Consider the following 14,397-nt stretch of genomic DNA (forward strand, 5'->3'; position numbering starts at 1 on the left):
GAATCAATGAATCAATGAATCAATGAATCAATGAATCAATGAATCAATGAATCAAACGGATACCATTTTGTGTGTCAAGGCATTGAGTTAATCACAGGAAACTATATATCACGTTTGTGATAAACACCCATAAATCGGTATTTGTGCCATACTTAATCCACTTCTCGCTCAAAGCAGACTAAGCAAGCAATGACCGCCATATTCAAGTTCCGGTTGAGATGATATTTTACATAGGGGAGTTACTACTTCGGTTGCATTCTCCTAATAACCTGATTGGAATATCGGACTGGCTATGTTTGTAAGATGCATTTACGTTGCAAAACTAGTTATGGGGTATGGGCAATTCTGTATTCAATTGCATGAAGGTTTTTGTTAAATATTCTTTATAATCATAGCGTTAAGTTAATAATGTCATGCTGTCATATTCATTGCCATTGCCATTGCCATTGCCATTGCCATTGCCATTGCCATTGTTAGCTAGCTAAATTTTATTTTTAAGTGGGCTTTTTTTAAAATTAAGATAGTAATTGCTTCATGAATATTGATATATACTCATCGAATTTAATAACAATGGCTGGTTCAAATTTCGATAAATAAACTAATAATGAGAGGATGAATGGTGTGACTGATAAAATTAAAAAGATAACCATAACTGAGTTAAGTTTATCAGCCTGAGAAAAAAGATCTCTTTTATGGGAGGCTATAAGTTCTGACAGTTCACCAGATTTAGCCGATTTTGTATGGCTAAACAAAGCATCTATGGACGCCCTTATAGAATAAAGGACCTTTCTCTGATCTTGAATGCTAAATAATATTAACAGTGATGTGATTGCGACACCAATTAATGTGAGAATACTTTCAAATTTTTCTGATGATTTTAATATAGCAAGAGCAACACCTATGGAAATGGGAAGGCCGAAAAGTTTGCCTGAAATAGAGGATAGAGTATTTGATATTTTACTTGATACTGACATGTAATTTTCGGCAGCTTCTTTTTTTTGTTTCAGAAATGAAAAGTTCGTCAAATAGCATTCAAAATTACCGTAATATGTCTCTTTCAGGAGTTCCCAATGTTTAATTAATTTATTAAAATTGTCTTCCTCCCCATCTACTTCTCGTAGCACTTCGATTACTGAAACTCTAAACATTGATTGTTTTTCTTGAACATGAGCATTATCATTTTCATGATTATTGATATTATTAAAGACTGATAAATCTACGGCAGGGTAAGAAGCATTATCTATCGATATCTTTGGCTCAAGTACAATTGGAGGTGTTTTTTTAGAACTTCCGGTATCAATAAATACAATCTTAAGGCGGCCATTGTCATCAATTCGATCAATATAGTTTGCTAATTTGCTGAGTTCATTTATAAAATGAGAAAGTATTAATGTATTTTTAATTGTTAGGTTGTCAGTATTTTCTCCAAAAATATAATCTTCTTGAACAAGATATACATTCTCGACATCTAACCCCATGTTTAATTTGTTATCAAATGATAAAAAGACATCAAGTGAATCTACAAATTGAAAATCCCCACCCGGTAAAGAGACCTTCAGTGTTACATCTGTATCATGATCAATATTGATGGGGAAGATATCACCGAAATAAGTCCCGGCATTTGAATCACTAAATAATATTTCAAAATCTGAGAGCATTGGATTATGTTCATCCCATAGCTCTTTTAGCTGCGTAAGGTTATCGCTAAGTTTTCCCTTGAAAACAAATTGAGAATCAGTCATGGCAGGTCTACCGAGCCCACGATATAAATTGACTAATTTTTCAAATTGTTGAGCGGACATAATTACCCTCTCTCTTTAAGAACAGCTTCTAATTTTTGTATGATATTTTCGTCTAGCTTCGATATTATCAGTTTTTTATCTGCACGATTATACTGGATTACTGATCCTGGAGCTGTACCAAAAAATCGTCTTTCAAAGTTTAACTCCCACCCATTTGACTTAGCTTTTACTTTCGCACGTCTACCGAGCACAGCTCTGTTAATAGAAAACTCTAACGGTAGTCCAATTTCCTCACTATTAAGATAGGTTATAAAGTTATCTATATGTTCATACTTATCTGCAGGAACTGTACTTCTAACTGCATGGTCGATTTCGGTAAGAGATGCTAATTTACCATCTTCTTTTAATGTTAAATAATTGAGTACAGCATCATATGCTTGATTTTTATACGCAGTTAATTCTTTATTCGCTTCGAAGTATTGTTTAACCCCATTAAGTGCGCCATCAGTGGCTTTAGCAGAGGGAACACTATCTGTACATCCTAAGGCTGCTACAAAATACCCCGAAGCATCTTGATTTATTTTAGGACTGACGAAAGCGAGATATGTAGGTTTTTCTTCTTCCGGTAATGTTTCATATTGATAATATCTATCAAAATTTACCCTTGCAGCCTGATGTATCTTGGCCATGTCTATTTGAACGATCCCGACGGGCTTTAAATTTTCATCTAGCCGTAAAGCTTCCTTTTGCTTAACCATTGTAATAAGCATGAAGTTTGAGGTGCCACTTGTGTAATGAGCAAATACTATTGCTCCACCGGATGCGGCAACTCTCGAAGGGTCTTTTGCTTGCCGAGTAAGCTCGTTCATACACACAGTTGAAAATGTATGAAATGAATCAGGCTCTGCCTTACCGCTGTAATAGTCTTGGAAAGCATTAGGTACCCTGTAAGTAGGATCCTCAATGTCAAAAGTACCTCTTGCTGCTTGGTTTTCTTTTTTTCCAATTAAGTCATTCAGAGATTTTACTAATTCCTGCACATATTTGTCATCTGTAGGCAGAACCTGCTTAATAATAGCCTCAACGCGCTGTTTTCCACTTTCTTTTACTAGTTCGTGTATAACACAATGCCTTAACTGAAATGCCATTTTTATACCTATCATCAATATATCACTATAGTGATCAACCTAACCTCATAAAAAAGCTGAAAAAATCTCTTTCAGCTCCGAAGGTTGCCTGTTTCAGATAGTGTAATGTTTACGATTAAGCGTAAAAAGGTTTTTTTCTTGCATATATGAACAAAACGACAGTTTTTAGGGGAGAAGTTTGATTTTTTATACATGGTTTCAAAAGCTTCGTTAAGTAACGTAACTAAATCTGTACAGTTGCATGAAACTAGGCACTTAGATATCATGCATATGATAAAACGCATGTATTAATTTATATAATCCTAATTTGGAGTATGCTCACGGCAGGCATGATGGAGCGAATAAGATGTTTACTTCCCTACAACTCTTCAAAAACCTCTCCGATGAAACCCGTCTAGGCATCGTGCTGCTGCTCAGAGAGATGGGAGAGCTGTGCGTGTGCGATCTCTGTACAGCGCTGGAGCAGTCGCAGCCCAAGATCTCCCGTCATCTGGCAATGCTCCGGGAAAGTGGACTATTGCTGGATCGCAAACAGGGCAAGTGGGTCCACTACCGCCTGTCTCCGCATATTCCTTCCTGGGCCGCTCAGGTGATTGAGCAGGCCTGGTTAAGCCAACAGGACGACGTACAGGCCATCGCCCGTAAGCTGGCATCGGCAAACTGCTCTGGTAGCGGTAAGGCTGTTTGCATCTAAAAAATTTGCCTGAACATATATGTTTTTACGAATATGAGGTATTCAGAATGAAGACGTTAACGGTGTTTGACCCGGCAATGTGCTGCAGTACCGGCGTATGTGGCTCAGATGTCGATCAGGTTCTGGTTGATTTTTCTGCTGATGTGCAGTGGCTGAAAGGACGTGGCGTACAGGTTGAACGTTACAACCTGGCGCAGCAGCCCATGAGCTTTGTTCAGAATGAGAAAGCGAAAGCATTCCTCGAAGCATCTGGAGCAGAAGGGCTTCCGCTACTGCTGTTGGACGGTGAAACTGTGATGGCAGGGCGATACCCAAAACGTGCTGAGCTGGCTCGCTGGTTCGGTATTCCGCTGGAGAAGGTAGGGTTAGCTCCCACCAGTTGCTGTGGTGGTAATACTTCCTGTTGCTGAGTATGTCAGGAGGACATATGAAATTCTTACAGAATATCCCGCCTTACCTGTTTTTTACCGGTAAGGGAGGTGTAGGAAAAACTTCTATTTCCTGCGCGACGGCAATCCGCCTTGCTGAACAGAGTAAGCGGGTTTTGCTGGTCAGTACCGATCCAGCCTCCAATGTCGGCCAGGTATTCGATCAGGCTATCGGTAACACCATTCGCCCTGTGGCAGCAGTTCATGGACTTTCCGCTCTGGAAATCGACCCGCAGGAAGCAGCCAAACAATACCGCTCCAGAATCGTTGATCCTATCAAAGGTCTTTTGCCTGATGACGTTGTTAACAGTATCAGCGAGCAGCTTTCAGGAGCCTGTACCACTGAGATTGCGGCGTTTGATGAGTTCACCAGCTTATTGACAGACGCTTCCCTGCTGACCCGCTTCGATCACATCATTTTTGATACAGCGCCGACGGGCCACACGATTCGCCTTCTCCAGCTTCCCGGTGCCTGGAGTAGCTTCATTGAAAGTAATCCAGATGGTGCTTCCTGTCTTGGCCCAATGGCCGGGCTGGAAAAGCAGCGTGAGCAGTATTCTCATACGGTAGAGGCGTTATCCGATCCTGAACGTACCCGCCTGGTTCTGGTTGCGCGACTGCAAAAATCTACGCTGCAGGAAGTCGCCCGCACCCATGAAGAACTCGCCGCAATTGGCCTGAAAAACCAATACCTGGTGATCAATGGTGTGCTGCCTAAAGCCGAAGCTGAACATGACGCCCTGGCCGCTGCGATATGGCAACGTGAGCAGGAGGCACTGGCAAATCTTCCTGCCGGTTTATCTGGGCTACCGACAGATACCCTATTACTACAGCCAGTCAATATGGTTGGTGTTTCAGCATTGAAGGGACTGCTGGATACCGGTTCTGAGGCATTACCGCTCCCGGTAACGAACATCCAGTACACGCCTGAAAACTTATCGCTCTCTGGCCTGGTCAATGATATCGCTCGCAGTGAACACGGCCTGATTATGCTGATGGGCAAAGGTGGCGTAGGGAAAACCACAATGGCTGCTGCCATCGCCGTAAGGCTGGCAGACATGGGATTTGACGTGCATCTCACGACCTCTGATCCTGCTGCGCACCTAAGTACAACGCTGAACGGCAGCCTCAAAAACCTTCAGGTCAGCCGCATCAACCCTCACGATGAAACCGAACGCTATCGCCAGCATGTTCTTGAGACGAAGGGAAGAGATCTGGACGAAGCAGGGAAACGGCTACTGGAAGAGGATTTGCGCTCTCCCTGTACTGAAGAAATTGCCGTGTTTCAGGCCTTTTCCAGGGTGATTCGTGAAGCGGGTAAACGGTTTGTTGTCATGGATACCGCCCCTACCGGACACACGCTGTTGCTGCTGGATGCGACCGGGGCTTACCACCGAGAGATTGCCAAAAAAATGGGGAGTAAAGGTCATTTTACTACCCCAATGATGCAGCTTCAGGATCCGGATAGAACCAAAGTTCTGCTTGTTACGCTTCCTGAAACCACACCGGTTCTGGAAGCGGCAAACCTGCAGGCTGACCTTGAAAGAGCGGGGATTCATCCGTGGGGCTGGATTATCAATAACAGCCTTTCCATTGCGGATACGCATTCTCCGTTGCTTTGCCAGCGCGCCCAGCAGGAACGGCCTCAGATTGAGGCTGTTAAGAATCAGCACGCTGATCGTATAGCGCTTGTTCCGGTGCTGGCGTCAGAGCCCGCCGGTATTGAAAAGCTCAGAGAGTTGATGAGTTAATTTTTTGGCATATACAGGGCGGCAAAGTCGCCCTGTCAGGAGGTTTTATGTTACTGGCAGGCGCTATTTTTGTCCTGACCATTGTTTTGGTTATCTGGCAACCGAAGGGATTAGGGATCGGCTGGAGTGCAATGCTGGGCGCGGGACTGGCTCTGATATCAGGCGTTGTGCATGTGGGCGATATTCCGGTGGTGTGGAATATCGTCTGGAACGCGACGGCGACCTTTATTGCCGTAATTATTATCAGCCTGCTGCTTGATGAGTCCGGTTTTTTCGAATGGGCAGCGCTGCACGTTTCCCGCTGGGGTAACGGTCGTGGACGTTTGCTCTTTACGTATATCGTTCTGCTCGGTGCGGCGGTGGCGGCACTGTTTGCCAACGATGGTGCGGCACTTATTCTGACGCCGATAGTCATCGCCATGCTGCTGGCATTAGGGTTCAGCAAAGGCACCACGCTGGCATTCGTCATGGCTGCCGGTTTTATTGCCGATACTGCCAGCCTGCCGCTTATCGTGTCGAACCTGGTGAATATAGTCTCGGCGGACTTCTTTGGACTGGGCTTCACTGAGTATGCGTCGGTAATGGTGCCGGTGGATATTGCTGCTATTATCGCCACGCTGGTTATGCTGCATCTGTTCTTCCGCAAAGATATCCCGCCGACTTACCATCTGGCTCTCCTGAAGGCACCTGAAAAAGCAGTAAAAGATCCGGCTACGTTCCGCACCGGCTGGATTGTTTTGATTCTTCTGCTGGTAGGTTTTTTCGTCCTCGAGCCTTTCGGGATTCCCGTTAGCGCAATTGCGGCAGTTGGGGCGGTAATACTGTTTACCGTGGCGAAACGAGGTCATGCCATTAACACCGGTAAAGTACTGCGTGGGGCACCCTGGCAGATCGTCATCTTCTCATTGGGGATGTACCTGGTGGTCTACGGTCTGCGCAACGCCGGGCTAACCGAATACCTTTCAGGTGTGCTGAACGTACTGGCGGATAAAGGACTCTGGGCCGCGACGCTGGGTACTGGCTTCCTGACGGCTTTCCTGTCTTCCATCATGAACAACATGCCTACCGTGCTGGTTGGCGCTCTCTCTATTGATGGCAGTACTGCAACTGGCGTTATTAAAAAGGCGATGATCTACGCCAACGTGATTGGCTGCGATCTGGGACCTAAAATTACACCTATTGGTAGCCTGGCAACGCTGCTCTGGTTGCATGTCCTTTCACAGAAGAATATGACCATCACCTGGGGATACTATTTCCGCACCGGGATCGTCATGACTCTGCCTGTGCTGTTTGTAACGCTGGCAGCGCTGGCGCTACGTCTCTCTTTCACTTTGTAATGAGATACTGATATGAGCAACATTACCATCTATCACAACCCGGCCTGCGGCACGTCGCGTAATACGCTGGAGATGATCCGCAACAGCGGTAATGAGCCGACCGTTATTCTTTACCTTGAGACTCCACCCTCACGAGATGAGCTGGTCAAACTCATTGCAGATATGGGCATTTCCGTCCGTGCTTTGTTGCGTAAGAACGTCGAACCGTTTGAGTCACTGGGTCTTGCAGAAGATAAATTTACTGACGACCAGTTAATCGATTTTATGCTGCAACATCCGATTCTGATTAACCGTCCGATTGTAGTGACGCCACTGGGAACTAAACTTTGCCGTCCTTCGGAGTTGGTTCTGGATATCATTCCGGAACGTCAGAAAGGAGCATTTAACAAAGAGGATGGTGAGAAAGTCATTGGCGAAACGGGGAAGCGTGTTAAGTAATCTGCCCACTTTAAAATATCGGACGCCTGTTAACGCTATGCGGGCGTCCACCTTTCGCTCATAGCAGACTTCGCAACGCTTCAGTCGGTCCGCTTTGTGCCAAGAGCAGACATTCAAGATTTTCAGTTCAGCGAATGCTATGTCTGCTGTGAACTTATAGCGCTGCCTGCTCTACTGGGTATAGACCTCTAACTCGTGATTATGGTACCTTGCTCGCTGATCGGTGTGCACACAAGAGAGAGTGGCTAACTCTAACCTAGCCTGCCGGTATTGGGTTTCCTAGTACGTCTGGATCAGTCTGAGAGTGACGCACCGATCAAATTTTTCCCTTACGCCTACCGGGTTCGTACACGGAATAGAACCAAGTTTTTATTTCTTTAACTCTAATACCGCTCTTTGCGCTAGAGCCTTTGGCTATATGATCTTCACTTAGGGTAGTCTCACGCTTAAGTATCACGACTACCTCAGATGCTTCCCGCGCAGGCCACTTTACTAACGCAGAGACCCCCAGATAGTCGTATTCCGCCCATGAGCCATCAGGAAACTTTCGAGTCTTTAGACCTCTTCGAAGCCTGTGCCATGTATCGACTGTCTCAATAATACGTGCGGCGGTAGGTAACAACTCAAAGCTTGCAAAGATTCGTGCAAGTGGTCGTTTTACACGCGTAATGTGTGACCAACCCGTTCTATTCACTATGACATTACCAAGTGTGGGATGCGTGGCACCTTTGGCCTTCCACAATTTATAAAATTCCCAGGCTGCAAACTTGGTTGGTTTAGAAAACGAATTAATACGTGTAGGTAAACTACTCTGCTGCGTCATATCAATTTCCACGAGCCCCAGCGCTCGATGCTGACCGGTAGCAAGTCGTGAAAATGGTCGAATGCACTCCAGGCCCGATTGGAATCTATTTTTTAGCTGGACGATCACAGTGCCCTGTTTAGTATAGGAGTCAGCTCGCTTTAGATCGGCCCACCAAGCTTGGCTTACAAGTTTTCCCGGAGATGCTTCCTTTACATAAACCAGCGCAACAGGCAGCGGTGACTTGTTCCAAAGATCTCGCTTTACCTCAAGATTTGAAATTTTAATTTCGAGATAGTCTTCACCCGTATCGACCACGTAGCTTGCCCCACTCTTAACCTGGACTTGGATTAGCCCCCCAGTAAATTCATGTTTCCATGATCGGCGATCATTTGGACGGTCTTCATTGATCCTTTTGCTTCGCAGGTACACTAGCCCATCAAAACCGTCATCATCGGCCTGTCCTATCTCTTGCCATGACCACCCCCAAGCACGACAAACTGCATTGATATAGGCGATGCTTGCGGCGGAAATTCGGTTTGACTCAGAGGTCACTTATTGTTTCCTATTTACGCGATCAAAAAAGCAATCTATCACATGACGCCTCAATATGCTGACATTCACTTTCGAAGTGTAGGCGTATGGCGAGGCTTACAGGATGTGACCTGCTTCCCGTTGACTCACACAGAATGCTGTTAGCAATGTCCGTTGTTCGCTCAAAGCGGACGAGCTAACCGAGCTTTAGGTCCACTGTGAACGAGGATCTGACTCCTCATGACCCTGGCCCAAATTCAGTGCAGTGCTAAATCAGAGATCTTCGTCTTTCTGACCCTGGGTTTACACCAGGGTTACTTTCCTCGGAGGCCGATGCACTTAAATTCCATGTTCTTATCGCTGAGCCAGGGCATCAAAACTACCGTCACTGTTCAGAGCGAGAAGCCCCATAGTCTCAGAAATGCCGGGATTATCCATAGCTCATAGCCCCGTTAAGAAAGTGGCTCGTCTTAATAAGATTTTCTATCCAGCCCCCCCTGTTCAATCCGTTAATCCAGTAATTTCATCTCCAGCGCTCGACTCATCGCTTGAGTGCGGCTATTCACTTTAAGCTTCGCGTAGATGTTTTTGATGTGCCATTTGACCGTCTCGGCAGAAATAGCGAGGGAGCGGGCGATTTCTTTGTTCATCTGACCTTCAGCGATCAGCTGTAATATCTGAAATTCTCGCTCGCTGAGTTCCCCATGAATATCGGGGCTTCCACTATTTAGCGGTGTTCTGTCTGCAGGCGCGCGCTTGTCTGCCCAGGGTTCATGGACTATCCCTTCCTCTGTACAAGCCGAAGAGGATTCATTCATACCGGCAAGCAAAGGTTGCAAGGTATCGCCAGCGTCAAGAAAGAGGCCCTTGAGATGCTGTTGTTCAGCCAGCTGCAGCACTGGCTGAAATGTCATGCGCGCAGCGGCAGTTTTGCCGCTGTTCCACAAGGCTAATGACCAGAGCGTACGCAGACGCGCTGCGGTTAACCTGTCCCCCCGGCTTTCCTGATCGGAGACCATCTCAGCCAGTAAAATGCAGGCTTGCGGCGCCTGGCCTCTGGCGAGAAGAAGCCGGCTGCGGCTAAGGGATGCAGACATAACGATGGCGCGTTGGCAGGGATGTTCGGCATCCATTCTGAAGCTGGCGGCCATTTGTTCAAGCTGCCGTTGCAGTTGCTCTGCGCCGGTGAAATTGCCGCGCTGCAGGCGCACCCTCACCTGCTCGGCTAACAACATGGCCTGGAGCCGTTGCCAGCCGCGAGACACCGCAAGGCGCTGCGCATGCTCCAGCAATCGCTCGGCCTCATAGGGCATATCGCTATCTAAGGCCTGACGCGCGAGATAGGTATAGCAACGACTCAGCGCGTCGGGTGGACTGAATCGGTCGATGAATTCGAGCCGGTCGGCTAACAGATGCTCGGGCGAGTCACCCCTCTGACATTCATAGGCTATCTCCGCCAGCAGCGGCGCCAGCGTCGCGCCACTGGTCGACTGGGTGCCGGTATAACATTCAGCCTGGCGCAACGTTTTCTCTGCGTACCACCCGGCTTTTCCCAGATCGCCCTGACAAAGATGACACTGGGCAATGATAAACGCGCGATAAACCGAGACAAACAGATTATCTAAAGGACTTTCCGGAGAGGGCATATGCTGTTGAACCTCCAGCGCGTCGTGATAGCGCTGGTTAACAACATGGCAATAGCTGAGAATATTGCATATCAGACCATCAACCCAGGTGTCGCCGCAGGGCACTTCGGCCAGCAACGGCTGAACAATAGCCAGACTCTCCGGGATGTTTTCAGCAAAGGCTTCGCAAATTGCCCGCACAACGCGCAATTTACACCAGGTGCTGCGGGTTAAATCATCACGGTGATGAAGCACCATCTGATCGAGGTTATCAAGCAGCTGCCTCGACTCATCAAAGTGGAAATAATGCGCCAGTGCCCAGGCCAGATTAATTTGCAGGTCAATGCGCGCAGGATCGGTGCTGGGCGGTAAATGATGCATCCATGAGATCAGGGTATCGATATCCCCTTCTTCCGCCAGTGACTGAGCGCTTGCGCCGTCCTGCCCGGGGCTATGCACCGGCTTGCCTGCGCTGAGCGCATGGCGTACCGCCTCAGACCACAGCTTCTGTTCGACGAACCAATGACTGGCTAATTCATGTAGCTGTTTGCGGTTAATAGCGTTGTTCTGCTGCAGCATGGTCCGAAGATTTTCCTGCAACAGAGGATGGTAGCGGAACCAGTAGCCTTGTTCGTCAAGGGCTGACAAAAAAAGGTTGTGTCGCTCAATCCATGCCAGCATTGCTTGACTGTCATCTCGTCCTGTCACTGCATTGCATAGTTCGGCATTTAACCGACTGAGGAAGGACGTTTTCACCAGGAAATCAAGCACCTCTTCCGGCAGCGGGTCCAGGACCACCTCTTTAAGATAGCGGGCAATGGACCGTGTTCCTCCATGCATATTGCGCAACAGATGCTCGGGATCATGCTGTAATTCTGCGGACAATGAAGCGATCTTCATCCCTGCGATCCAGCCCTCAGTCACGGACTGCAGCCGCTGTGCATGGTGGTTGCTGAGGGGTAGCGCAACCGTGCGGCTAAAATAGTGTTTCGTTTCTTCGAGCGTGAATTGCAGGTCTCGATCATAGATTTCCACCAGTTGGTCCTGGGCCTGCAGCTGGCTCAGCGCAAGATTGGGGTGGAAACGGCTGCCAATGATCAGATGCAAGGCGGCAGGCGCATGCTTGAGTAAATACCCCAGCGCTTCATAGACCCCACGATCGTTAATCACGTGGAAGTCGTCGATAATCAGGTATATGTCATGCGGGCAGTAGTGTAGCTGGTTAATGAGCCCGGCCAGCAGCTGCTCGGAGCTGGAGAGCTTCTGTTCTTCCATATCACGCCAGAAATCGGCGTCCCAGTCAGCATAGAGTGGACGCAATGCTTGCAGCAGGTAAGGAATAAACTGCCATACGTCATCATCATCCTCATCGAGGCTCAGCCAGGCGATACGTTCCCCCTGGGCGACCATCTGCTGATGCCATTGCGCCAACAGCGTGGTTTTGCCAAATCCAGCGCCGGCGCAAACGACGCCCAGCCGGCACTGCTGAACGGGATTGAGAAGCTGAAGAAGCCGGGGGCGCTCCAGCAATTGTATCGAGGAGCGAGGCGGGACGAATTTGGTCAGGATTAGCGGCAAGCCTCGCGTCAGCCGCAATGGCCCGGAGACCAGTGATGGTGATTGGCGACTTTCAAAATCCGATGGCTTCATCCGTGGTTATCTACTCGCTTTGTTTTTTTTCAATTGTACGCCAGCCCCCGGGATGACATGGGGCCGCCAAACTTTATAGCTACACAAAATTTAGAAAGTTTGACCTCAAGCATGAAAACCCCCACCTACCCCCCCATGAAGGTGGCTTCGCACTCCCTTTAACCGCTCGTAGATTCATTGCATGGGTGTGGCCAGGGTTATCCGCCCTGTCTGTTGGCCCCGCCTGGGTGACCTTTATTGAGGAGAATTAAATCATGCTCAGCAAACAGGCGTTATTGCAGGCTTACCGCAAGATGCGGGAGATCAGGACCTTTGAAGAGCGGTTGCATCAGGAAAATACCAGCGGTGATATTCCCGGCTTCATTCACCTTTACACCGGTGAGGAGGCCATCGCGGTGGGGGTCTGCGAAAATTTAACGAGCGCAGATTTTATTGGTTCAACACACCGTGGACATGGCCACTGTATTGCTAAAGGGTGCGACATTCACGGCATGATGGCCGAAATATTCGGTAAGGACAGCGGGTTATGTCGCGGTAAGGGTGGGTCGATGCACATTGCCGATCTGTCGAAAGGAATGCTGGGAGCGAACGCTATCGTTGGGGGAGCCCCTCCCCTGGCCATCGGCGCCGCGCTAACGGCAAAGACGCTAAAAACTGGCAACGTCGGTGTCTCTTTTACGGGCGATGGGGGTTCTAATCAGGGCCTGGTCTTTGAAGCCATCAATATGGCCGTCGTGCTCCAGCTCCCAGCGGTCTTTATTTTCGAGAACAACGGTTACGGCGAAGGGACCGGTCATGACTACGCCGTGGGTGGGCGTGATATCGCCCGACGCGCCGCTGGCTTCGGCCTGCCGGCAGTGACCGTTGATGGCACCGATTTCTTTGCCGTTTATGAGGCCACTTCAGAGGCGGTCAAACGTGCGCGAGAAGGCGGTGGCCCAAGCGTCATTGAGGCCAAAGCCTTCCGCTGGCACGGTCATTTTGAGGGGGATCCCGCGCTATACCGCGCGGAAGGTGAAGTGCAACGCCTGCGTGAACAACATGATCCGCTGAAGATTTTCACCGCTAAGGTCAAACAGCATATCACCCAGGAAGAACTGGCGGCGATTGACGAGGAAGTAGAAGCCCTTGTCAACGATGCGGTATTGAAGGCCCGCGCCGCTGCCTATCCGGCTCCGGAAGACCTGCTGACAGACGTTTATGTCTCATACTGAGGGTGATAACTATGGCGATTAAAACCTATCGTGAAGCGGTCAAGGAAGCCCTGGCTCAGGAAATGGAACGCGATGAACGCGTGGTGCTCATCGGTGAAGATTTGCGTGGCGGTCATGGCGGAAATGCGCCCGAAGAGGCGAAGATAGAAGCCTTTGGCGGTGTGCTCGGCGTCACTAAAGGGCTGTGGACGCAGTTCGGCTCCGATCGGGTGATCGACACGCCCATTACCGAGTCGGCCATCATCGGAATGGCGGCCGGCGCCGCAGCGACGGGTCTGCGGCCGGTCGCGGAATTGATGTTCATGGATTTTTTTGGCGTGAGTCACGATGCGCTGTACAACCAGGCGGCTAAGTTCCGCTACATGTTTGGTGGCAAAGCCAGAGCCCCGCTGGTGATGCGAGGGATGATCGGCGCGGGGTTTTCCGCCGCGGCCCAGCATTCACAGTCACCCTATAATATCTTTGCCACCACGCCAGGGCTGAAGGTGGTGGTGCCCTCGACGCCTTATGACGTCAAAGGTCTGTTAATCCAGTCAATTCGCGACGACGACCCGGTGGTTTTCTGCGAGCATAAAATGCTGTACGACCTCAAGGGCGAGGTACCGGACGAGAGCTATACCCTCCCGCTAGGTGTAGCCAACTATACCCGCGAAGGAGAAGACGTCACCATCATTGCGTTGTCGGCAATGGTGCATAAAGCCAATCAGGTGGCGGACAAACTGGCCAGAGAGGGGATCTCGGTCGAGGTGGTCGACCCGCGGACCATTTCGCCGCTGGATGAGGAAGGGATTCTGGAATCGGTGGCGTCCACGGGGCGGGTAGTGATTGTCGACGAATCCGCGGCACGCTTCGGTTTTGCTCATGATGTCGCGGCGCTGATCGCGTCGCAGGCATTCCATTTCCTCAAAGCGCCCGTTCTGCTGGTGACGCCGCCACACACGCCGGTCCCGTTCTCCCCTGCTCTCGAAAAACTCTGGATCCCTGGCGTAGAACGTATCGAAGCCGCCGTCCGTCAAGTGCTGGAGGATTAACCT

11 protein-coding genes are annotated in these 14,397 nt (G+C 49.0%); 7 read left to right on the top strand and 4 right to left on the bottom strand.

Annotated features, from left to right (window positions below; all coding sequences use genetic code 11):
* Positions 1–515: 515 nt before the first annotated feature.
* Both ABLV04_RS18210 and ABLV04_RS18215 read right to left on the bottom strand, forming a co-directional pair.
* A complete protein-coding gene (locus ABLV04_RS18210) occupies positions 516–1,802 on the bottom strand; it encodes a hypothetical protein (protein ID WP_048296793.1) in 1,287 nt (428 codons plus the stop codon).
* 2 nt (positions 1,803–1,804) lie between these two features.
* On the bottom strand, positions 1,805–2,890 hold the full coding sequence (locus tag ABLV04_RS18215; RefSeq protein WP_048298632.1) for a nucleoid-associated protein: 1,086 nt from the start codon (positions 2,888–2,890) through the stop codon (positions 1,805–1,807).
* A gap of 346 nt (positions 2,891–3,236) precedes the next feature.
* On the opposite strand from ABLV04_RS18215, the gene arsR reads away from it, so the two are divergent.
* The 5 genes from arsR to arsC are packed head-to-tail and all read left to right on the top strand — an operon-like array spanning position 3,237 to position 7,538.
* Entirely contained in the window at positions 3,237–3,584 is a 348-nt protein-coding gene (gene arsR / locus ABLV04_RS18220; protein ID WP_004129393.1) for an As(III)-sensing metalloregulatory transcriptional repressor ArsR, read from the top strand.
* A gap of 47 nt (positions 3,585–3,631) precedes the next feature.
* On the top strand, positions 3,632–3,994 hold the full coding sequence (arsD, locus tag ABLV04_RS18225; RefSeq protein WP_000855179.1) for an arsenite efflux transporter metallochaperone ArsD: 363 nt from the start codon (positions 3,632–3,634) through the stop codon (positions 3,992–3,994).
* A gap of 17 nt (positions 3,995–4,011) precedes the next feature.
* Positions 4,012–5,763: an arsenite efflux transporter ATPase subunit ArsA gene (arsA, locus tag ABLV04_RS18230; protein ID WP_048296792.1), complete on the top strand. Its 1,752-nt coding sequence runs from the start codon at positions 4,012–4,014 to the stop codon at positions 5,761–5,763.
* Between the two features lie 47 nt (positions 5,764–5,810).
* A complete protein-coding gene (arsB, locus tag ABLV04_RS18235; protein ID WP_048296791.1) occupies positions 5,811–7,100 on the top strand; it encodes an arsenite efflux transporter membrane subunit ArsB in 1,290 nt (429 codons plus the stop codon).
* Positions 7,101–7,112: 12 nt separating this feature from the next.
* Positions 7,113–7,538, top strand: a complete 426-nt coding sequence (gene arsC, locus ABLV04_RS18240) for a glutaredoxin-dependent arsenate reductase (protein WP_048296790.1) — start codon at positions 7,113–7,115, stop codon at positions 7,536–7,538.
* A gap of 316 nt (positions 7,539–7,854) precedes the next feature.
* On the opposite strand, the gene ABLV04_RS18245 is transcribed toward arsC, so the two are convergent.
* Both ABLV04_RS18245 and ABLV04_RS18250 read right to left on the bottom strand, forming a co-directional pair.
* Entirely contained in the window at positions 7,855–8,895 is a 1,041-nt protein-coding gene (locus ABLV04_RS18245; protein ID WP_105490904.1) for a DUF4365 domain-containing protein, read from the bottom strand.
* Between the two features lie 488 nt (positions 8,896–9,383).
* A complete protein-coding gene (locus tag ABLV04_RS18250) occupies positions 9,384–12,149 on the bottom strand; it encodes a LuxR C-terminal-related transcriptional regulator (RefSeq protein WP_306811344.1) in 2,766 nt (921 codons plus the stop codon).
* Positions 12,150–12,403: 254 nt separating this feature from the next.
* Here ABLV04_RS18250 and ABLV04_RS18255 point away from each other — a divergent pair, with 254 nt between their 5' ends.
* Positions 12,404–13,363 carry a thiamine pyrophosphate-dependent dehydrogenase E1 component subunit alpha gene (locus ABLV04_RS18255; protein WP_002889884.1) on the top strand — a complete coding sequence of 320 codons (960 nt, stop codon included), beginning with the start codon at positions 12,404–12,406 and terminating at the stop codon, positions 13,361–13,363.
* An 11-nt stretch (positions 13,364–13,374) separates the two neighbouring features.
* The gene (locus tag ABLV04_RS18260) at positions 13,375–14,394 is read left to right on the top strand and encodes an alpha-ketoacid dehydrogenase subunit beta (RefSeq protein ID WP_023288531.1); all 1,020 of its coding nucleotides are present in this window, start codon (positions 13,375–13,377) and stop codon (positions 14,392–14,394) included.
* Positions 14,395–14,397 lie beyond the last annotated feature (3 nt).

The organism is Klebsiella sp. JN_Kp127 (assembly GCF_040062505.1).
GTDB lineage: Bacteria > Pseudomonadota > Gammaproteobacteria > Enterobacterales > Enterobacteriaceae > Klebsiella > Klebsiella quasipneumoniae.